The organism is Amycolatopsis sp. La24, from assembly GCF_029087445.1.
GTDB lineage: Bacteria > Actinomycetota > Actinomycetes > Mycobacteriales > Pseudonocardiaceae > Amycolatopsis > Amycolatopsis nivea.
In genome coordinates, this window is sequence record NZ_JARACH010000083.1 from 16,045 (window position 1) to 37,383 (window position 21,339).

Consider the following 21,339-nt stretch of genomic DNA (forward strand, 5'->3'; position numbering starts at 1 on the left):
CTTGAGCGTCGCGCTTCTTCGTGCTGCGGAATTCTCACTGGAATCGGTGTACTCCTGTGCTCTATCACTGGACAGTCCTGCCCACTTGCCTGCCGCTCGTCCGGCGGCGCTGCCATACGTGCTCGTCCGGGCTTTTCCGGGCGGACGGCAAGTTCCGGGTCAACGCCAACCACAAACTCGTCGACGCCTGGCTCCTCGTGCTCTGCACCGGTTGCGGGGAAACGGCGAAACTCACCGTGTTCGAACGGGCGAAGGTGCGCTCGGTCCGGCCGGATCTGCTGGACCGCTTGCACCACAACGATCCCGGCCTCGCCGCCGAACTCCTCCAGGACCCGGTCCTGCGACGGCGCAACCGCGTCGCGCTCGACTGGGAGGGTGCCTGGCGGCTCGACACCGGTGGTCCGGACCACTTGGACCAGGACGCGATCGACGTCTCGGTCGGCTTCGCGGCCCGGATCCCGGTCCGCCCGGTACGGCTCATCGCCGAGGGCTGCCGTCTGCCCCGGGCTGAGGTCGAGCGGTTGCTCGCCGAGGGGAAGGTCGTGTCGGGAGTCCGGCTGAGCGGCAAGCTCTCCGGCGACTTCGCCTTCACGCTCAAGTACTGACCGCCGTGCGGGGAACCCTGATTCTCGCGGGTTCCCCGCACGGACGGTCGGCGACGTCCGTCCACAACGGACACCGCAAGTCCACCCGCGATTTCCGCTCGCATGAGCGCGAACCGCGAACGCGGGCACCAGCCAGTGCCTGAACGGGCAATCCGCAGCGGTCCCGCACCTCCAGGGGCCCTTCGCGGCTGATCGCCGAGGCGGCGTCCGTCCACAGAGGACCGCGCAAGTCCACTCGCGATTCCCGCTCGCATGAGCGCGAACGGCAAACCAGGGCAACGGCGGTGCCTGAACGGGCAATCGCGCGTAACCAGGTCCCGCGGGAAGCGTTGCCGCTGCCCGCGCCCCCCGGGTGGAGGAGCCGCTTGCCCCGCCGTCCGCGCACTGGTGTTCAGAAGGGAACAACGCGGCGACAACCCGTAGACCGGCACTTACCGTAAGTCCGCAGTCTCCCCGTGCTCTGTCGTATCGGCCGAACGAAGGGCATCCGCGGCGACATCGGCGGTCTGGCATGCCAGACCGTCATATCCGGAGAACCCGATCAGAGGAGAAAGCATGGCTTCGCAGGACGGCGCCCGCGTCGACACCAGCGTCATGCGCAAGGGCGCGCAGACGATCAGCGACACCGGGCAGAACATCACCGGGGTGAACCAGAAGGTCGACGGCACCATGCAGACGTTGTTCGGCACCTGGCGGTCGGACTCGGCGAACGTGTTCAACCAGGCGATGGGCCAGTTCGACCAGACGGTCCGCAAGATCGTGCAGAAGCTGGACGAGCTCGCGCAGAACGTGCAGACCTCGGCGAGCGAGTACGACAGCCGGGACTCGGACAACACCTCCACCGCCAACAACGCCGCGACGGTCATCGGCGGCGGCGGTCTGCAGGGCTTCTGATCCCCTTCCTTCCCACGAAAGGACATTCCCATGGCTTTGGGCCAGTTCCAGATCAGCTTCGCCACCATGCAGGACACCGTCGGGCAGGCGAAGCAGCAGTCCAACCAGATCACCGAGCTGCTGGACCAGATGAAGGCCGTCATCGAGGGCCAGCGCGAAAACTGGACCGGTGTCGCGGCGGACATGTTCCACGAGACCTACAACTACTGCCACCAGGCGGCACTCACGCTGCCGCAGGCGCTCGACGCCGCCGCGCAGACCCTCGGCCAGATCAACGAGGGCACCTCCAACACCGAGGGCAACAACGCCAAGCGGTTCGCCGCGAACTGACGCGGCCCGGTTCGGCACAACTGACCAGAAAGGAGGGTGAGCGACGGTGGACGGCAACGGCAACGGGGAGCACAAGGACAACTCCTCGAACAACCACCAGACCACGTCGGACAACGGCAAGTTCCACAGTCCGGGCGACCAGACCCCGCCGGACGTGAAGAACGAGTGGATCCCGCCGGGCGACGTCGGCAAGCCGCCGCCGGTGCCGGGCGGTTCCGAGCATCCGGGCAAGGGCGTCACCGCGGTCAACACCGAGGCGATGCGCACGTTCGCGAAGAACATGCAGGCGCTCGCGGACGGGCCGCTGAAGGACCTGCCGACGAAACTCGACGGCATCCAGCTCAAGCCCGGCGTGTTCCTGACGGCGCAGAGCAAGATCTTCACGCCGATCCAGGGCACGAACGCGCTGCGGGACACCACCCGCACGGCGATCCACGACCTCTGCAAGGCGCTCGACGAGGTCGCGGACGCGGTGAACAAGGCCTCGAAGGCGTACGACAACGCCGACGAGGTCAACAAGATGTCCGCCGACGACTACAACCAGTACTTCAACACCGTCAGCGGGCACATCACCGGCGCCGGTCAGAAACCCTGACCGGACGGGCGGCGGTCTCTCCGGGTTCGAAGCGATCGAGGGAAGATGGCGGACGACAACAACACCCACGGGTTCACCTCGGACGACAACGGGGTCTGGCCCGACACCACGCAGACCGGCAACCAGAACACCACTGGTGACCCGTCGAAGGATTTCGACGGCCTGACGTGGAAGCAGATCGAAGCGGCGATCCTCGGCGGCGGTTCGCTGTCGGGCGGCCAGGACAACCGGGACAAGGCCTACGGCAACGTCAACTGGCAGTCGCTTCAGGACGCGGCCGGGGTGTTTCAGGAGACGCAGCAGAACCTCGCGATGGTCGCTCAGTCCATTCAGGACCAGACCGCCGCCCTCGCCGGACCCGACGGTCCGTGGAAGGGCGACGCCGCGACGAAGTTCAAGGACATGATGACCGCGCTGGGCAACAAGTTCTCCGATCTGGCCGACCGGATCGGCGACGGCGGCGGATCGAACAACGTGCCGACGAACCTCGTCAATTCCGCGGCCTATCTCAAGTGGGCGCAGGACACGATCCGCTACATCGACAGCTATTACGCCAGCCAGGTCCTCGCCCAGGGCAGCAAGTACCACCTCAGCGACGGGCGCGCGTACATCTCGCAGTTCCCCGAGGCCGTCGAGATGATGACCAACGACATGCGCAAGGTGGGCGGGCAGCTCGCGCAGAAGTACAACACCGTGCACGTCAACGCGGGCAAGACGACCCCGCCCCCGACCCCCGGCGGCGGTGACGTCAACACGCCCAAGCCTCCCCCGCCACCGCCTGCTCCGCCGCCACCGCCCACACCGCCGCCGCCACCGCCGCCGGTGACTGCTCCTCCCCCGCCGCCGGCTTCTCCTCCGCCGCCTCCGGTGACGCAGCCGCCGCCTACCCCGAAGCCGCCGCCGGTGTCCCCGCCTCCGGGCGGTGGCAACGGCACTCCGCCGCCGGTGAACAAGGCCGCGATTCCGCCGCCGCCGAACGGCGTGAACGGTCCTGGCGGGAGCGATGTGCCGCCGCCGATCAAGAACGCGATGGTGCCGCCTCCGCCCGGGGACGTGAACGGTCCCGGCGGGAACAGTCCCGGCGGGAACAACGTGCCGCCGCCGATCAAGAACGCCATGGTGCCGCCTCCGCCCGGCGACCTCAACGGTCCCGGGGGCAACGGCACGCCGCCGCCGGTGAACGCTGCCTCCATTCCGCCGCCGCCCAACGGGGTCGGCGGGAACAACGTGAAGCAGCCGTCGGTCAAGCCGCCGGCCATTCCCGCGCCGCCGGGCGATTCGACGGGAGGGAACAACCTCAAGTCGCCCTCGATCCCGCCGCCGCCCGGGGCCTCGGGCAACAACCTGGGCGGGAACGTCAACCCGCCTTCGATCCCGGCCCCGCCGGGCAGCTCGGGCGGGTCGGGGCACGTCAACCCGCCTTCGATCCCCGCTCCCCCGGGCAGCTCCGGCGGATCCGGGCACGTCAACCCGCCTTCGATCCCCGCCCCGCCGGGCGATGCCGGCGGCAACCTGGCGAACAACGCGCTCAACCCGGCGCATCTGCCGCCGGGCCTCAACACCCCGCCGGGCAACCAGACGCCGGGCGGCAGCGGCATCCCGATGATGCCGCCGGGCGGCATGGGCGGCGGCGGTGGGCTGAACCCGCCGTCGGCGGAACGTCCGGACTCGTCCGGGCTGCTCGGCAACATCAAGAAACCGTGGGTGAGCCCTCCCCCGGACGGCATCGGCAACCCCGACGCACACGGCGACACCCCGCCGCTCAGCTCGGCCAAGTGGGCTCCGCCTCCTGGCGCGAGCGGCGGAGGCGTCGGCGGACCCAGCACCAACGGCCTCGGCGGCCCCGGCGATGGCGTCGGCGGCCCCGGCGACTCCGGTCCGGGCGCGATCAAGGGCCTCGGCGAGAGCGATCTGCCGAAGATGCCGGATCCGGTCGGCAACCACGAGCAGGTCCCCGGCGGCGGAACCCCGCCGATGATCCCGCCCGGCGGCATGGGCGGCGGCAGCGGCCTCAACACGCCCTCCGCCGAACGCCCAGACTCGTCTGGATTGCTCGGCAACATCAAGAAGCCGTGGGTAAGCGCTCCGCCGGAGGGCATCGGCAACCCCGACGCACACGGCGACACCCCACCCCTCAGCTCGGCCGAATGGGCCCCGCCGCCATCTGCCGTCGGCGGTCCCGGCGGCGGAGCACCGGGCGTCAACGGTCCCGGCGGCGAGGAACCAGCCGGGCCCGGAGTGAAGGGGCTCGGCGAGAGCAACCTGCCGAAGATGCCGGATCCGGTCAGCAACCACGAGCAGCAACAGCTTCCGGCTTCGGGAACGCCACCGATGGTCCCGCCGGGCGGCATGGGCGGCGGCAGCGGCCTCAACACGCCCTCCGCCGAACGCCCGGATTCCTCCGGACTGCTCGGCAACATCAAGAAACCGTGGGTAAGCGCTCCGCCAGAGGGCATCGGCAACCCCGACGCACACGGCGACACCCCACCGCTCAGCTCAGCCGAATGGGCCCCGCCGCCAGCTGCCATCAGCGGCCCCGGCGGCGAGGAACCAGCCGGACCGGGAGTGAAGGGCCTCGGCGAAAGCAACCTGCCGAAGATCCCCGGCTCCGTCAGCAACCACGGGCAGGCCCCCAGCGGCGGAACCCCGCCGATGATCCCTCCAGGCGGAATGGGCGGCGGCAGCGGACTGAACACCCCTGCCGCGGAACGTCCGGATTCGGCTGGACTGCTCGGCAACGTGCAGGAGCCGTGGACGGCCGATCTGCCCGGCGGCGTCGGCGACCCGAGCGCGTTCGGGGATACCCCGCCGAGCGAAGCGGCGGACTGGGCGAAGAACCAGCAGGCTCAAGAGCCTGGCATGCCGATGGTCCCGCCGGGCGGTGCCGGTGGCGGAGCGAACACGCCTGCCGCCGAACGACCCGACTCCGCCGGGATGCTCGGTGACGTCCAAGAACCGTGGGCAGCAACCACGCCGGTGGGCATCGGAAACCCCAGCGCACAAGGCGAAACCCCGCCCAGCGCCTCAACCAGCTGGGCAAACGACCAGCAACCCGCCACACCCGTCGGCCTCGGGAACCCCAGCGCCCCGAACACCTCAGCCGACTGGGCAAACAACCGGCAACCCGGCGGCGTCGGCAATCCCAGCGCCCCGAGCACGGCCGACGGGGCGAAGCAAGCCCAAGGACCGGGCATGCCGATGGTCCCGCCCGGCAATGCGGGCAGCGGAGCGAACACGCCCGCCGCCGAACGACCCGACTCCGCCGGGCTCCTCGGCGACGTCCGGCAACCCTGGACGCCAGCCACACCGGTCGGCATCGGAAACCCCAGCGCACAAGGCGAAACCCCTCCCAGCACCTCAACCAGCTGGGCAAGCGACCACCGACCCGCCACGCCCGTCGGCATCGGGAACTCCAGCGCCCTGAGCACCACAGCCGACGGGGCGGACCAAACCCCGGGAGCCGCCATCCCGGTAGTCCCGCTGAACACCCCAGGCAACAGCACAAAGCCTCCAGCCGAACGTCCCGACGCGGCCGAAATGCTGAGCGAGGCCCGGCGATCCTGGCTTCCGCAGTCCACTGTGGACACACCCGCGAACACCGGCTGGGGAACCGCACCGACCCCCGAAGACGAGAGCGTGCGGATTGCCGTGGTCCAACCCCTCGACCACGAGGACATCTCAGCCTGGGACGTAGGCACCGCCGACTTCCTCCCCGCTCTCCTGCCGGTCACCGCGCCGGCAGAGGACCGGGCCGAGGAGATCACCACCGACCACGTCCAGCGCACCGACGAACCGTGGCGGCCCGACGAAGCGCTCGGCACCTACCAGCGGGTCCGCGGCGGACCGGCCGAAATCCTGCCTGACGAGCTGCCCACCTGCGGCGACGCACCAGAACCCCTGGAGCCCGAAGCGGACGAGGCGGACGAAGAGACCGAGGAAGAAGAGGAACGCACCATGGCCGACCTGCTCCGGCAGGACGATTCAGCCTGGGGCAGGCACCGCAGCTCTCCGGGGGTGCTCGAATGAGCACGGAAACCGTCAAGCGGGGCCCGCGCGCGGCGGGTCCGGAAATGCCCGAGGGGCAAGAAGAACTGCAGGAACCGCCCGTCATGGCGGAACCGGCGGCGCGCGATTTCAACTCGCTGCTGATGATGCTGCCGATGGCCATCGGGTCGCTGGTGATGGTGCTGGCGTTCTCCGGGGTCGCGGGCAGTTCGCCGTTCACCTACGTGATCGGCGGCGGCATGGGCGTGTCCATGATCGCGATGAGCCTCGGGCAGCTGTCCCGCGCGGCCGCCGAGCGCAAGCGCAAGATGCAGGCCGAGCGGCGGGACTACCTGCGCTACATCGGGCAGGTCCGCGAGCGGGCCCGTTCGACCGCCGAGGAGCAGCGGCACGCGGTGGCCTGGAACAACCCGTCCCCGGACTCGCTGTGGTCGCTCGCGATGGGGCCGCGGCTGTGGGAGCGCCGGATCAGCCACGAGGACTTCGCGCGGGTGCGGATCGGGCTCGGCACGCAGCAGTCGGCGCTCGAACTGGTGCCGCCGGTGACCAAGCCGATCGAGGACCTCGAACCGCTGTCGGCGATCTCGCTGCGCCGGTTCACCGAGACCTACCGCACGCTGTCGGGCATCCCGACCGCGGTGGGGCTGCGCAGCTTCACCAGCGTCGAGTTCGACGGCGACCCGGACGCGGCCGTCGGGCTGGTCCGGGCGATGCTCGCGCAGCTGGTCGCCTTCCATTCGCCGGACGAGCTGCGGCTCGCGGTGCTCACCACGGAAGCCGCGCAGGCGCAGTGGGACTGGGTGAAGTGGTTGCCGCACAACAACCATCCGACCCTGCGCGACGCGGCGGGCCCGCTCCGGCTGCTCGCCGCCGACCACGACGAGCTGATGGACCTCCTCGGCCCGGACGTCGCCGACCGCGACGACCACGACAAGACCGTCGGGCCGACGACGACCGAACCGTTCGTGGTGGTCGTCGCGCACCTGGCGACGATCCCGGAGTCCTCGCGGCTGGTCGGCGCGGGACTGCGCAACGTGGTGCTGCTCGACGTCACCGGCACGCTCCCGGGCGGCCCCAAGGTGCTGCGGCTGACCACCAAGGACGATCTGGTCGAGTTCCCGGCGGGAAGCGGCGTCGGATCGGCGACCCGCGACGAGCTGTCGGTAACCCAGGTCGAGGGCCTCGCCCGGCTGCTCGCTCCGAAAAGGACCAGCGGCACGCTGGAGATCGCCGATCAGCCGTTGGAAAGCGATTTCGGGCTGACCGCGTTGCTGGGCATCAAGGACGTGCACACCTTCGACATCCCGGGCCAGTGGCGGCCGAGGTCGGCGCAGCGGGCCCGGATGTCGGTGCCGATCGGCGTGACCGAGGACGGCGAGATCGTCGAGCTGGACCTGAAGGAATCCGCGCAGGGCGGGATGGGCCCGCACGGGATGCTGATCGGCGCGACCGGTTCGGGGAAGTCGGAGCTGCTGCGCACGCTCGTGCTCGGGCTGGCCGCGACGCATTCGTCGGAGATCCTCAACTTCGTGCTCGTCGACTTCAAGGGCGGCGCGACGTTCCTCGGCATGGACCGGCTGCCGCACACCTCGGCGACGATCACCAACCTCGCCGACGAACTGCCGCTGGTCGACCGCATGCAAGACTCGCTCAACGGCGAAATGGTGCGGCGGCAGGAACAACTGCGCGCGAGCGGCTACCCGTCACTGTACGAATACGAAAAGGCGCGCGCGGCCGGCGAACAGCTGGCTCCGATGCCGACGCTGTTCCTGGTGGTGGACGAGTTCTCCGAACTGCTGAGCGCCAAGCCGGAGTTCATGGAGCTGTTCGTCTCGGTCGGACGGCTGGGCCGCAGCCTCGGCGTGCACCTGCTGCTCGCCTCGCAGCGGCTGGACGAGGGCCGCATCCACCGCGTCGAAGGCCACCTGTCGTACCGGATCGCGCTGCGCACCTTCTCCTCGATGGAGTCCCGCAGCGTGATCGGCGCGGGCAGTGCGTACGAGCTGCCGCCGGAACCGGGCAACGGCTACCTGAAGATCGACACCACGAACCTGGTGCGGTTCAAGGCCGCTTACGTCTCCGGTCCGGTCCCCGCGGGCAACGGCGAAACGCACGTGGACGCCGCGCGCGTGAGCCGCGAGGTCGTCCCGTTCCGCACCGAGGCCCGGCCCGCCAAGCTGATCATCCGCGACGACGAACCGGAACCGGCCGAGAAACAGTCCGATGTGGACGCTCTCGAAGCCGCCGTGCCGGGCGGGCCGACGCTCGCCGACGCGTTCATCGACCGGCTGACCGGCGCGGGCCCGGCGGCGCGCCAGGTGTGGCTGCCGCCGCTGGCCGAATCGCCGAGCCTGGACTCGCTGCTGCCGAGCGTCACGCCGGACCCGGTGCGCGGCATGGCGGTGGCCGACCCGGCGCACTGGGGCAAGCTCCGGGTGCCGATGGGGATGATCGACCGGCCGTTCGAGCAGGTTCGCGAGCTGCTGACGGCCGACCTGTCGTCGGCGGCCGGGCACGTAGCGGTGGTCGGCGGGCCGAAGACCGGCAAGTCGACGCTGCTGCGCACACTCGTGCTGGCGCTGGCGATGACGCACACCCCGCAGGAGGTCCAGTTCTACGGGCTGGACTTCGGCGGCGGCGGGATCATGTCGCTGTCCGGGCTGCCGCACGTCGGTTCGGTCGCCACCCGCCTCGAACGCGACCGCGTCGTCCGGACCATCGAGGAAATCTCGCAGGTCATGGAAGGCCGCGAGACGCTGTTCTCCGAGCACGGCATCGAATCCATGGACGCTTACCGCGCGTTGCGCCGCAAGGGCCAGATCGAGGATCCGTTCGGCGACGTGTTCCTGGTGGTCGACGGCTGGTACAGCCTCAAGAACGACTACAGCGACCTGGAACAGAAGATCGGCGAACTGGCCTCGCGCGGCCTGTCGTTCGGCGTGCACGTGGTGATCGGCGCGACCCGCTGGTCGGAGATCCGGCCGTACCTGCGCGACCTGCTGCAGACGCGGTTCGAGCTGCGGCTCGGCGATCCGATGGAGTCGGAAATCGGCTCCCGCAAGGCGAAAACGGTGCCGAACCAGCCGGGCCGCGGCCTGACCCCGGACGGACTCCATTTCCTGGCCGGGCTGCCGCGGATGGACGGCAGCGGGAACACCGACGACCTCGCCGCGGCGGCCAAGGCGGTCGCCGAGGAGGTCCACCTGTTCTGGCCGGGCGCGCCGGCCCCGGCGGTGCGGCTGCTGCCCGCGAAACTGCCGATGGCCCAGCTGCCCGCGCCGGACGGCGACCTGCGGATCGCGCTCGGCCAGGACGAGCAGCGGCTGCTGCCGGTGTGGCACGATTTCGCGGCCACTCCGCACCTGCTTGCCTTCGGCGACAACGAAACCGGCAAGACCAACCTGCTGCGGGTCGTCCTGCGGTCGGTCCTGACGCGCTACTCGCCGAGCGAGGCGAAGATCGTGCTGGCCGACCCGAGCCGCCAGCTCGACGCCGAAGTGCCCGAGGCCTACCGCGTCGGGTACGCGACCACCACCGAGGCACTGCAGGAATTGGCGCAGCAGGCCAGCGTTTCGCTCACGCCGCGGGTGCCGGACCAGACCATCACCGCGGACCGGCTCAAGCGCCGCGACTGGTGGACCGGCCCGCGGCTGTTCTTCGTGGTCGACGACTACCAGCTGCTGACCAGCGGCATGGGCTCGCCCCTGGAACCGCTGTTGTCCTTGCTGTCGCAGGGTTCCTACATCGGGTTCCACCTGATCCTCAGCCGCAGCACCTCGGGCGCGATGCGGGCGCTGAGCGATTCGGTGGTCCGCCGGATCTGGGAGCTCGGCAGCCCGGGCGTGGTGTTCTCCTACCCCAAGGAGGAGGGCAAATTCCTCGGCGAGGCGGCGCCGCGCCCGCTGCCCGCCGGACGCGCGCAGCTGGTCACCCGCCGCGGCGTGAAGCTCGTGCAGACCGCGATCGCGGAAGAAGAACGGGCCGGCGAGGGCTGGTCCCCGCTCGCGACGACCGAAGGAGGCGTGCGATGACCGCGTCGACCGGCGAACTGTGCCGGATCACCGTGTACGGGCCGCAGGGCAGGGCGGATCTGGCGGTGCCGATGTCCGTCCCGCTGACCAGCCTGCTGCCGGTGCTGCTGGAGCACACCGGCGGCCGCGAGGACCTCGGCGAGGCCTGGGTGCTGCAGCGGCTCGGCGAGGAACCGCTCGACGCGTCCGGCACGCCGGAGTCGCTGGACTGGAAGGAGGGCGAGGAATTCCACCTGCGCCCTCGCGCGGATCCGTTGCCGGAACTGGACTTCGACGACATCGCGGACGGCATGGCCACCGCGGTGAGCCGCCACCCCGGCCGCTGGCGCCCCGAGTTCAACCGCGGCCTGTTCCTCGGGTTCGCGATCTTCTCCCTCGTCGTGCTGGCCAAAGTGCTGCTCTACCCGGGTTCGTCCGGGCTGAGCGCGATCGGCGGCGGCGTGGTGTCGCTCGGGCTGCTCGTCGCGGCCGTGGCGACCGGGGTGCGTTCGGACGACAAGGCCCTGCTGGCCCTGCTCGGGCTCGGCGGCTGCGGGTTCGCGTTCCTCGCGGGCGCGGTCGCGGTGGCCGGGCTCGAGCCGGCGTTCGACCTCCAAGGCACGCCGATCCTGACCGGCTGCCTGGCCTTCGCGCTGGCCGGCGGTCTGGTGCTCGGCGGACGGGCCGCCTGGTCGCACGCCATCCCGTTCGTGCCGTTCGGCGCGGTGGTCGCGACCGGGCTGGCCGGGGCGATCTCGCTGTGGCTGCACCTCGGCGCCGGGTTCACCACCGAGCAGGCAGCCGGGCTGGTGTCGTTCGTGCTGGTCGGGCTGATGGTGTTCGCGCCGCGGATCGGCATCCGGTTCGCCCGCATCCGCGGTCCGCAGCTGCCGCGTTCGGCCGGCGAACTGCAGTACGACATCGAGCCGATGCCGGCCGCGCAGATGGTGCACCAGACCGGGTACGCCGACGGCTACCTCACCATCGCCTGTCTCGCCGCCACGGCCGTTTTCGTCGGCTGCTTCCCGTTCCTGGTCGGCCACGGGCTGTTCCCGGCCCTTCTCGGCGGGCTGGTGTCCGCGGCGGTGCTGATGCGGTCGCGGGCGCTGCTGGGCGGGTGGCAGCGGGTTCCGCTCGCCGTCGCCGGCGCGATCGGCCTGGTGCTGCTCGGGCTGGCGCTGATCCAGCCGCTGCCCGCGCAGTGGCGGGGCGCCTGCCTCGCCGGGCTGTGCCTGGTGTTCTTCCTGCTCCTGCTGGCGATGCTGCGCCCGCCGCCGCGGCGGCTGCTGCCGATCTGGGGGCATCTGGCGAACTGGCTGGAAACGCTGAGCGCGGTGGCGATGATCCCGATCCTGCTGCAGCTGTTCGGCGTCTACGCGTGGGCTGTCGGGCTCACCGAATAAGCGAAGGAGAGGTGCCATGGTGCAGACGCAGAAGGACCACGTCGAGGCGTATTCGTTCCTGATCGGGCGGATGACGTCGGCGCTGGTGCTCGGCGACGCGAGCCACCTCGACGTGCCCGCGCGGAGGGCCTGGGTGGGCCTGCTGGTCGGGCTCGTCCTCGGACTGCTGATCGCGGTCGGGTTCTTCGTGTACGGGCTGATCGCGCACCACACCGGCGGGGCGGCGCCCGCCGTCGGCCGACGGGCCTGAGCGGAAGGAGGACAGCCATGGAACTCTCGCTGATCCGGCGCGACGACGGCGCTTTGGAGAAGAAGACCGTGGGCAACGCCCTGGTCGTGCACCTCGCCGAGGGGATGACCGGCGAGGCGCAGTCGCTCGCGCTCGGCGTCGCCGCCGATCCCGACCACGACCTGGTGGTCGTCGACCTGCCGGTGGATTCGCCGATCACGATGTGGGAATCGGTCGCCAAGGCGCTCCCCCGGCGCCGGCGCGGCGTGCGGCTGGTGATCGGCGGCCGTTCGCGCGAGACCACCGCGCTGGCCGGGCAGTGGCTGGCCGAGCGGATCAACCGCCCGGTGCTCGCGCCGGACGGGTCGGTGATCCCGAGCGCGGGCGGCGCGCTGTTCGTCCACGCCGGGCGCGGCGGCGGCTGGGTGCGGTTCCGGCCGGGCCGTCCGCCGACGTGGGAGGCGAAGCGGTTCCCGCGCCCGGCCTGGGATTCCGGGATCGCCGCCGAGCTGACCCCGACGAGCTCGCGCGGCGTCGCCGAACCGCTGCCGGGCGGCTTGTGGGTCCGTCCGGTCGGCTTCGACGCGCCCCAGCGGCACCACCGCCGCGCGCTGATCTCCCGGATGCCCGCCCAGCACGACACCATGACGATCGTGCTGGGCTGCCCCGGCTGCCCGCCGCTGGCGCTGGACGACGCGGCCCGGCTGTGGGTGCAGCTGCCGGAGAAGGTGCGGGCCAAGGCGCGGTTCGTCCAGTACGGCCCGATGCAGGTGCCCGGCGAGGCCGCGATCGGGCAGGCGCTGGCCGATCTGCTGGGCAAGCCGGTCGCGTTCTACGCGGGCGTGCCGGTCGGTTCGCCACAGCTGCCGACCCTGCGGACGGTGCTGTACGACGGACGGCTCGGCTGGCGTCCGTTCACCACCGAACTCGGCTACGAACCGGGCTCGGATTCCGTCTTGCCTCAGCTGCTGTCGCACCGTCCGCCGATCCACGGACTCGACCAGGTCTCTCCGGCGGTGTACTGGTACTCGCCGGACGCGGTGGTCGAGGTCGTGCAGTCCGGCCTGCTGGTGCGTCCGCCGCAGGACGGTCCTTCGTCGGCCGCGATCCGCGAGATCGGCCTCGATGCCGCGGTGCACAATCTGACCTTTGACGCGGCGGACGAGGGCTCGGCCTCGCGGATGCGGTTGCTGGCGGAGGATTTGCTGGCGCGGCTGGACGAGCAGACTCGCCGGATGAGCCGGGTGCTGCCTGCTGCGGCGCTGCTCGCGGAGCGTGCTCGGCCGCGGGTGGTGGCGCGGGCGTTGGACGCGATCGAGTCCGGACATCCGGTGCCGGTGGTGGCTGCGCCTGCTCCGGCGGCTTATCTGCCGGCGGCTCCGGCGGCGTTGGGTATTGCCGCGCCGACGGAGGTTCCCGGGGCGATCGCTGCTCCGGCTGCTCCCGTTGCTGCTCCGGTTGCTGCTCCGGTTGCTGCTCCGGCGGAAACTCCCGCCGAGCCCCCGGTCAAGGTCTCCGCCGCTCCTCCGGCCGCGAAGCCGCTCACGCACCTCGCCCCGGCCGACGTCGCACCGGCCAAGCCCGTCGAACCACCGGTCGCCAAGCCCGCGACTCCGGTGTCCACTTCGGACCAGCCGGAACCCGCGGTCAAAGCGGAGCCCGCACCGAAACCGGCGAAAGCCCCGGCAGAGCTGCGTTTCCAGGAAACCCCAGGTGCGGAATCGACCGCGTTGCTGCCCAAACGCGGCGCGGACAAGGAACGCCAGTGGCTCCGTAAATCGCTCGGCGCGGAATACGGCCTGATGTCGAACACGGTCGCGCGGATCCTGTCCGAGCACCCGGGATTCCAAGGCGTGCTGTCGACGTCGTCCTCGGCCGAGGTGCTGACCGACGCGGTGGCCGTGCAGCTTTACCTGTCCCCCAAGGGATCGACGATCGACGCGGGACTGCGGCGCGGCGCGAACGGCCCGCACGTCCCGGTCGCCCGGTGCGTCGTGGCGGGGCTGAGCAGGCTGCCCTCGCACCGCGGTCCGGCGACCTTCGCCACCGAGCTGCCGCCGCCGGTGTGGCCGCTGCTGGACGGGCGGAAAGTGCTGACCGAATGGGGTTTCCTCAACGCGCTGACCCAACCCTCGTCCACAGTGGACGGGGAGACGGACGTGCTGGTGTGGTCGATCACCGGACGGCGCACCAAATTGCTGGAACCGAGCGAGGGCGGCGTCGAAAACCGCGTCCTGTTCGTGCCGGGGACCAGCTTCAAGGTGCTGGAAACGCGCAAACCGGCCGCCGGTGCGCGCGGCGCGGTGCTGCTGCGGGAGCTGACCGCGAGCGAGATCGACGAGACCGGACGGGTGGCGAACGACCGGGCTTCGCTGGACGAGCTGGCCATGAACTCGCTCCGGCAGACGGTGCAGACGTGGGCGGAAGCGGGCGAGGACCTGGTCCGGACCGTGATGGACGAGCAGGCCGCGGAGCGGTTCGGGGCGCTCCCGGGCCTGGCGTGAGTGCGGAGAGGCGGAGACGATGAACCGACAGCTGCTCGTGGTCGGCGGCGACCGGCCGGGTGCCTTCGGAACCATCGGCGCGGCGCTGGCGCAGGCGCAGCCGGGGGCGACGATCAGCGTGCACCCCGGCCGGTACGAGGAAAACCTCGTGGTGGACCGGATGGTGTCGCTGGTGGCCGAACAGGGCGCGGGCACCGTGGAAATCGTGGCGAACACCGGGAGCGTGCTCGTCGCGAACGCCGAGGCGGTGCAGCTCAGCGGGTTCGTCCTCACCGGCGTCGACGACCAGCTGGTCACGGTGGACGTCGTGCGCGGCGAGGCAGCGCTGGACGGCTGTCGGCTGTCCGGGACATCGTGGGCGACGCTGCTGGCCCGGTTGGAGGGTTCGCTCGCGCTGCGCGGCTGCACGGTGACGAGCACCGGCGGCGCCGGGGTCGTGGTCGCGTCGCCGGTGCAATCGGCCATTGAGGACACTGAGATCGTCGACGCCGCGTCGTCCGGCGTTGTGGTGGCCGAGACCGGTTCGGTGCTGCTGCGCCGCTGCGTGGTGCGGGGCGCGGCGGGCAACGGGATGTGCGTCAACGGCGAAGCGGTCGCGATTGTCGAGCAGTGCGAGATCGTCGGCGCGCAGAAACCGGCGATGGTCGTGGAGCAGCAAGGGCGCGCGACGATCACCGGGCTGACCGTGCGGGACAGCGCGAATGTCGACCTGTACGTGACCAGCAAGGGCCGGGTTTCCGTCGCGTCGTCGCAGTTCCGTTCGGCGCCGATGCAGGCCGCGCACATCGCCGCGTCCGCCGAGCCGTTGCTGCGCGAGTGCGTGTTCGCCGGGGCAGGTGCGAACGCGGTGCAGGCCACCGGAGCCGCCGCGCCGCAGTTCGTGGACTGCACCTTTGAAGGTTCACCGGTCACGATCCTGGTCGACGATCAGGCGCGACCGCGGTTCGAACGCGCGACCGTGCGGGGCTCGACGCACACTGCGATGTCGGTCAGCGCCGACGCCGCGGTGACCGTCGGCGGGCTGCGGATGACGCCGGACAGCGGCGTCGGGATCGTCCTTTCCGGACAGTCCACCTTGGACCTCGCGGACGCCTCCATCGACACCGGCCGGGAAACCGGGGTGCAGGTCACCGAGGACGCCCGGCTGACCGTGGCCGACCTTCGAGTCGATTCGACCTCCGACAAGGCGGTCTCGTTCGCTAGCGGCGCGCCGTCCTCGGCGAAGTCGGTGCAGGTGCGCGGCGGCGGTCTGCACCTTGGCGGTACTGCGGAAATCTCCTTGCAGGACTGCGAGATCATCGATTCCACTGGGGACGGAATCACCGTGGGTACGACGCTGACCGCTTCCCGCTGCCGGGTGCGCAATGCGCGCGGCAACGGCGTGTACGTCGCTGCTCAGGCGTCGTTCACCGAATGCGAGATCCTCGGTGCGGGCGAGGACGGCTTCCACGTGGAAACCACCGAACCGGTCAGCATCCGCGATTGCGTGGTCAACGACGCGTCGGGCGAACTCGTGAGCGGCGAGCACGCGGACGTGGACAACCTGAGCACCGATTCCGCCCGGACTGCTGAGCCGGTGCCCGCCAGTCCGCCGGGTGACTTCGCGACCGCCGATCAGACCGTGAGCGAGGCCGCCGGAGAGGTGCTCGAAGGCCCGCTGGGCGATCTGGAGGCGCTGGTCGGGCTCGCCGGGGTGAAGAAGGAAGTCACCGGCCTGATCAACCTGATCAAGATGTCGCAGATGCGCGAGCGGATGGGCCTGCCGATGCCGCCGATGTCGCGGCATCTCGTGTTCGCGGGCCCGCCCGGCACGGGCAAGACGACGGTCGCCCGGCTGTACGGCACGGTGCTCGCCGAACTCGGGATCCTGTCGAAGGGGCACATGATCGAGGTGGCCCGCCAGGACCTGGTCGGCCAGTACATCGGGTCCACCGCGATCAAGACGACCGAGGTCGTCGAGAAGGCCGTCGGCGGGGTGCTGTTCATCGACGAGGCGTACACGCTGAGCGCGCCGACCGGCGGTTCCGGCCCGGACTTCGGGCAGGAAGCCATCGACGCGCTGATGAAGATCATGGAGGACCAGCGCGATTCGCTGGTGGTGATCGTCGCGGGCTATTCCGAGCAGATGGAACAGTTCCTGCAGTCGAACCCCGGTCTCGCTTCGCGGTTCACGCGCACCATCGAATTCCCGAACTACAGCGTCGACGAACTGGTCACCATCACGACCGGCCTGACCCGCAAGCACTACTACGAAATGACCGACGACGCGCTCGCCGCGCTGCGCGAGTATTTCGAACGGGTGCCGAAGAACTCGACGTTCGGCAACGGTCGTGTCGCGCGCAAGCTGTTCGAGGCGATGGTGAACAACCAGGCGTCGCGGCTGGCGCTTTACCCGCCGTCCAAAGACATCGAGCTGAACCGCCTCACCGCCGACGATCTTCAGGCCGAGCTGGCGCAACTGCCTTCGGCCGCGAAGTCAACGGTTTCGGTCACCGCCGATCCCGCCGCCGCGGTTTCGACCAGCGCGGGCTGGAAACGCCTCAGCGGCTTGGTCGGCCAGAAATCGGTGCGAGAGAACGCCGAACGGCTGCTGCTCAAACTCGGCCGGCTCACCCACGAACGGCAACCGCTCGGCCACCAGGCCAACCTGGTGATCAGCGGCAAACGCGGCACCGGACGGTCGGAGTACGCGAAACTGTACGCGCAAATCCTCTCCGAATTCGGCATGGCTCCGATGGGCCAGCTGGTGCACCGCAACCTCGCCGAAGAGCTTTCCCCGCAATGGCCCGGCCAAGCCGAACACCTCGTCCGGGCCGCCGTGGAGGACGCTTCCGGCGGCACCCTGGTCGTCGACCTGGACGGCGATTGGGACACCTCGCCGCACACCCCTGGTATCGAAGCCCTGGAAGCGCTGTCCGAAATGATCGCCCGCCGCCCCGCCGACCCGGTCGTGGTGTTCACCGGCGAAAGCGACCGCGTCGGCGAACTGCTCGCGCAACTGCCCACCCTGCGCGACGCGTTGCCGTACGGCTGGCAACTCGGCGAGTACACAGTGGACGAACTCGCCGAGATCGCCGTACGGTTGCTGGTCCGCCGCGGCCACGAGGTCCCCGCCGACGTCCGCGACGCCCTGGCCCACGAGTTGTCCGCCGCGTCCGACCACACCGCCTTCGCCGCGCACGAACTGGCCCGCACGCTGTCGGCCGCCGCCGCGTCCCGCACGCTCGCCGCCGCCGACCTGCGCGGCATCCGCCCGTCCGACACCGGTGCCATGGCCCTCGGGCCCGGCCTCGCCTCGGTCGGCTGACCCCTCGGGAGGAGACCCGATGAGCACGCACTACGAAAAGATGCTCGAGGACGCGATGGCCGCTTACCAGCACCAGCGCGACCATTTCGACCAAGCCCGCCAGGACGTCGAAACCGCCACCAGTACCGTCACTTCGGCTCGCCGCGAGGTGACCGCGACCGTCGGCCGTACCGGCGAATTGACCGAACTTTCCTTTCCCACCAGCGCGTACAAACGCATGGCTCCCGCCGAACTGGCCTCGGTGATCGTGCAGACCGTCTCCGCCGCCCGGCAGAAATCCGTCGCCGCGGCCGCGGAAATGATGGCCCCCATGCTGCCGCCGGGCATTTCCGCGGAGGATTTGATGAGCGGAAAAGTGGACGTCAACGCCCTGTTCTCGGCGCGGGTGCCGGGATTCGACGAAGGGAACCTGCCGTGACCGACCAATTTTTCGTCGACGCCGACGGCCTGGACGGAGGCCGCGACGGCTTCGACGGCAAGAGCGCCGAACTGCGCACGCTGGCCCAGCGGGTGCAAAGCCTGGCGAACCCCAGCCGGATCCAGGACGCGGCCGGGAATGACAAGAACGGCAACGAATTCTCGAAAACCCACATCCAGTCGGCGGCCGAGATCTACAACGGCATCAACGCGTGGGCACTGGCGGTGGAGGCGACCCGCGACGCGATCGGCGACATGGCGACGTCGTTCCGCGAGGCCGACCAGGGTGCTTTCGACGGGTCGAATGCCCTGTTCAAGAACTTCACCGACCTGCACGAGAAGGTCACCAAGTCCGACCCCGGCGACGGTTCGGACACCCCTCCGACCGAGTACCGGCGCGGCGTGCGAATCCAAAACAGGGTGCTGGGCAAATCCCCGGAAGCCGAAGACGGCGGCTGGACCGCGGCGAAGAGCGTCCGGGCCCGGATTCCGGATCGCGGCCAGGAACCGTTGCCTGACGAGGAACCGCGCTTGAAGCACCTGTCGATCGGACGCCCGGTTCAGCACAAGGTCGTGACCCCGCTGCAGCCGACAGAATCGACCGTCTTCGTCCGCTCGCAAAAGCCGGTGGACGCGGTCGAGGGCGAAGTCACGCACCCTTTGGAGCCCGCTGAACTCTGGGAACCCGCGAAGTCGATCCCCGCCCAGCCGCCGGTCACCCCGGAAGAACCCGTTTCCTGATTTATTCGCGCTAAGGAGGTGCGCCCGCGATGAGTCTCATGGTGGACCCCAGCCTGAACTGGGTGTTCTACATCATCGCGGGCGACGCCTGGCCGCAGGGCGACGAGGACAAAGCCCGCGAGCTGGCCGCCGAGTGGGATCAGGTCGCGCAGGAGATTTCCGCCGCTGGCACTGGTTTCAGCCAGCTGGCGGAGCAGGTAGTGTCCAATGTGGGCGGTGAGGTGGCGACCAACTTCGCCGACTACGCCAACAAACTCAGCACCATGGGCGCCGGTTTCTCCTACCGGGCGCAGCAGCAAGCCGCCGCCCTGCGCGAATACGCGTTGAATGTGGAAAACGCCAAATACGGCATCCTCATCTCCATCGCAGTCACCGCAGCGGATCTGATCTGGGCGATGACGAACCCGTTCACCGCCCCGCTGATCCCGGGAATCTGGGCAGCCGGGCGGACCGCGGTGATGCAGATCGAACGCTCGCTGATGTCGCGCCTGATGAGCCTGCTGTCGAGGGTCGCGCGAGAGGCAGCGCAGGAAGCCGCGGAAGAGGCGGCGGAGGAGATGCTGGCCGAGTTCATCCAAATCGCGCAGGGCAACCGGGACGGCTTCGACTGGAAACAAATCGGCCAGAACGCCGCACTGGGCGCGATCGGCGGCGCGTTCGCCGCGGGCGCGCACAGCGGCCTGGGCAAGTGGGGCCACAACGTCTTCGGCGCGGCCGGCGTCGAAGCGGCGACCGAGGTAGTAGTCGGCCTGGCCGGCGCGGGTTTGTTCGGCGGAGACCTGGACAGCCTGGGCTGGGGCGCCCTGAACGGCGGCCTCAGCGGCGCTGCGACTCATGGCGCCCATCACGCAGGCCAAAACCTGCACGACAAACTCACCGGCGGCGGTGGTGGCGGTGAGGGGAAGGGCCCGAACGACCCTGGCGGGGAGGGCGGGACCGGGAACATCAAGGTGGACCCGGTCAACGGCCCGAACGGCCTTGGCGGATCCGGCGATCCGAGGGGTCTCGGCCCTGGCGATTCGGGCGGCTCCGGTCCTGGCGACGCTGGTCCGGGTGGCACCGGCTCCGGCTCCCATGGCTCCGGTGGCACCGGCCCTGGTGGCACCGGCTCCGGTGGCTCCGGCTCCGGCTCCGGCGGCACCAACAACTCCGATCCCCATGGCTCCGGCGGCACCGGCGCCGGTGGCTCTGGCGGTGCCAACGGCCCCGGTAGCTCCGGCCCGGGCGGCGCTAATAGTTCCAGCAACTCCGGCAACAACGCCCCGCACAGCGTCGGCCAGAACAACTCCACCTCCCCAGACACCAACTCCGCCAGCAACTCGCCTGGCAGCCAGAACTCCCCCAACGGCTCGACGACCGGCGATGCCTCGAACTCCGCGCCCGGCACGCCCAACTCCACACCCGACGCACACTCGACGAACGGCAACCCGTCGACCGGAGACCCCGCCACCAACTCAAGCTCAGCGAACGGCTCCCACACCCCAACCTCACCCGGCGCCAATTCCCCTTCAACGGGCGGCCCCAACTCCGCGAACAACCCGTCCAACGACCCCACCACCAGCAATGCTCCCGCGAACGGCCCGGCCAGCAATCCCGCGCCGCAGTCACCCGGCAGCAACCCCGCTGGTTCGTCCGGCAGCACGAACGACAACACCCCCGCCACCGGCTCGACCCCTCCCGGCAGCGACCCCAGCACCGGAAACCAGGGCGGGAGCAACACCACCAGCCCCACCCCCGACCAGAACCCCAGCACGAATGGCGGCCACAGCACTGGCCCTGGCACGAGCGCCGGAAACCCCACCACCGGTCCCAGCACGAGCGCCGGAAACCCCAGCACCAGTCCCAACACAGGTGCTGGGAACCCCAACACCAATCCCGACGCAAGTGCCGGAAACCCCAACACCGGTCCCAACGCAGGCACCGGGAACCCGAGCACCAATCCGGGCACGAACTCCGCCCCGAATCCGGGCACGAACTCCGCCCCGAATCCGGGCGCGAACACCGATCCCGGCACCAACCCGTCGCCCAGCACGATCACCAACCCAGGCACCAGCACCAGCCCGTCCCCCGGCGCCAACCCCGGAGCCAGCGCCAACCCGCCCTCCGGGGCAAACACCAACCCCAGCACTAGTCCGAACCCCGGGTCAAACACCAATCCCGGTGGCAGCACAAGCCCGTCAACCAGCACAAACCCCAGCCCGGGCTCCACTCCCGCCAGTCAAGGCACGAACGGTGCCGACCACCACGCCGCCCCACCCCCGTCCACGCCGGACTCGGTCAAGACCGGGACCCCCACCCC

The 21,339-nt window shown here is 70.2% G+C and carries 12 protein-coding genes and 1 pseudogene; all 13 read left to right on the forward strand.

From position 1 onward, the window contains the following. Positions 1–56: 56 nt before the first annotated feature. Positions 57–605 (forward strand): DUF1062 domain-containing protein, encoded by a 549-nt coding sequence (locus PUT80_RS42180; protein WP_037812607.1) that lies wholly within the window; start codon positions 57–59, stop codon positions 603–605. A 555-nt stretch (positions 606–1,160) separates the two neighbouring features. Next, a complete protein-coding gene (locus PUT80_RS42185; protein WP_043834103.1) occupies positions 1,161–1,499 on the forward strand; it encodes a WXG100 family type VII secretion target in 339 nt (112 codons plus the stop codon). 30 nt (positions 1,500–1,529) lie between these two features. After that, complete coding sequence (locus PUT80_RS42190; RefSeq protein WP_037812613.1) at positions 1,530–1,829, forward strand: WXG100 family type VII secretion target; 300 nt, start codon at positions 1,530–1,532, stop codon at positions 1,827–1,829. 46 nt (positions 1,830–1,875) lie between these two features. After that, positions 1,876–2,424: a hypothetical protein gene (locus PUT80_RS42195; protein ID WP_275295504.1), complete on the forward strand. Its 549-nt coding sequence runs from the start codon at positions 1,876–1,878 to the stop codon at positions 2,422–2,424. Between the two features lie 45 nt (positions 2,425–2,469). Beyond that, positions 2,470–6,450 carry a hypothetical protein gene (locus PUT80_RS42200; protein WP_275295505.1) on the forward strand — a complete coding sequence of 1,327 codons (3,981 nt, stop codon included), beginning with the start codon at positions 2,470–2,472 and terminating at the stop codon, positions 6,448–6,450. Continuing rightward, the gene (eccCa, locus tag PUT80_RS42205; protein ID WP_275295506.1) at positions 6,447–10,460 is read left to right on the forward strand and encodes a type VII secretion protein EccCa; all 4,014 of its coding nucleotides are present in this window, start codon (positions 6,447–6,449) and stop codon (positions 10,458–10,460) included. The genes PUT80_RS42200 and eccCa overlap by 4 nt, the downstream gene beginning before the upstream one ends. Further along, the gene (gene eccD / locus PUT80_RS42210; protein ID WP_275295507.1) at positions 10,457–11,842 is read left to right on the forward strand and encodes a type VII secretion integral membrane protein EccD; all 1,386 of its coding nucleotides are present in this window, start codon (positions 10,457–10,459) and stop codon (positions 11,840–11,842) included. Before eccCa ends, eccD begins: the two co-directional genes overlap by 4 nt. A 16-nt stretch (positions 11,843–11,858) precedes the next feature. Next, on the forward strand, positions 11,859–12,092 hold the full coding sequence (locus PUT80_RS42215; protein ID WP_037812626.1) for a type VII secretion protein EccB: 234 nt from the start codon (positions 11,859–11,861) through the stop codon (positions 12,090–12,092). Between the two features lie 17 nt (positions 12,093–12,109). Beyond that, complete coding sequence (locus PUT80_RS42220; RefSeq protein ID WP_275295508.1) at positions 12,110–14,575, forward strand: hypothetical protein; 2,466 nt, start codon at positions 12,110–12,112, stop codon at positions 14,573–14,575. A 19-nt stretch (positions 14,576–14,594) separates the two neighbouring features. Next, positions 14,595–17,882: a right-handed parallel beta-helix repeat-containing protein gene (locus PUT80_RS42225; protein ID WP_275295509.1), complete on the forward strand. Its 3,288-nt coding sequence runs from the start codon at positions 14,595–14,597 to the stop codon at positions 17,880–17,882. A gap of 19 nt (positions 17,883–17,901) precedes the next feature. Continuing rightward, on the forward strand, positions 17,902–18,300 hold the full coding sequence (locus PUT80_RS42230; RefSeq protein WP_043834115.1) for a YbaB/EbfC family nucleoid-associated protein: 399 nt from the start codon (positions 17,902–17,904) through the stop codon (positions 18,298–18,300). After that, a complete protein-coding gene (locus tag PUT80_RS42235; RefSeq protein ID WP_275295510.1) occupies positions 18,297–19,040 on the forward strand; it encodes a hypothetical protein in 744 nt (247 codons plus the stop codon). Before PUT80_RS42230 ends, PUT80_RS42235 begins: the two co-directional genes overlap by 4 nt. A 29-nt stretch (positions 19,041–19,069) precedes the next feature. Continuing rightward, positions 19,070–21,339, forward strand: a pseudogene (locus PUT80_RS42240) (hypothetical protein); the annotation flags it as partial.

Bases quoted from the DNA above. Each gene is read 5' to 3' on its own strand.
- PUT80_RS42185 (WP_043834103.1), top strand. From the start codon at position 1,161: ATGGCTTCGCAGGACGGCGCCCGCGTCGACACCAGCGTCATGCGCAAG.
- PUT80_RS42190 (WP_037812613.1), top strand. From the start codon at position 1,530: ATGGCTTTGGGCCAGTTCCAGATCAGCTTCGCCACCATGCAGGACACC.
- PUT80_RS42200 (WP_275295505.1), top strand. From the start codon at position 2,470: ATGGCGGACGACAACAACACCCACGGGTTCACCTCGGACGACAACGGG.
- eccCa (WP_275295506.1), top strand. From the start codon at position 6,447: ATGAGCACGGAAACCGTCAAGCGGGGCCCGCGCGCGGCGGGTCCGGAA.
- eccD (WP_275295507.1), top strand. From the start codon at position 10,457: ATGACCGCGTCGACCGGCGAACTGTGCCGGATCACCGTGTACGGGCCG.
- PUT80_RS42215 (WP_037812626.1), top strand. From the start codon at position 11,859: ATGGTGCAGACGCAGAAGGACCACGTCGAGGCGTATTCGTTCCTGATC.
- PUT80_RS42220 (WP_275295508.1), top strand. From the start codon at position 12,110: ATGGAACTCTCGCTGATCCGGCGCGACGACGGCGCTTTGGAGAAGAAG.
- PUT80_RS42225 (WP_275295509.1), top strand. From the start codon at position 14,595: ATGAACCGACAGCTGCTCGTGGTCGGCGGCGACCGGCCGGGTGCCTTC.
- PUT80_RS42230 (WP_043834115.1), top strand. From the start codon at position 17,902: ATGAGCACGCACTACGAAAAGATGCTCGAGGACGCGATGGCCGCTTAC.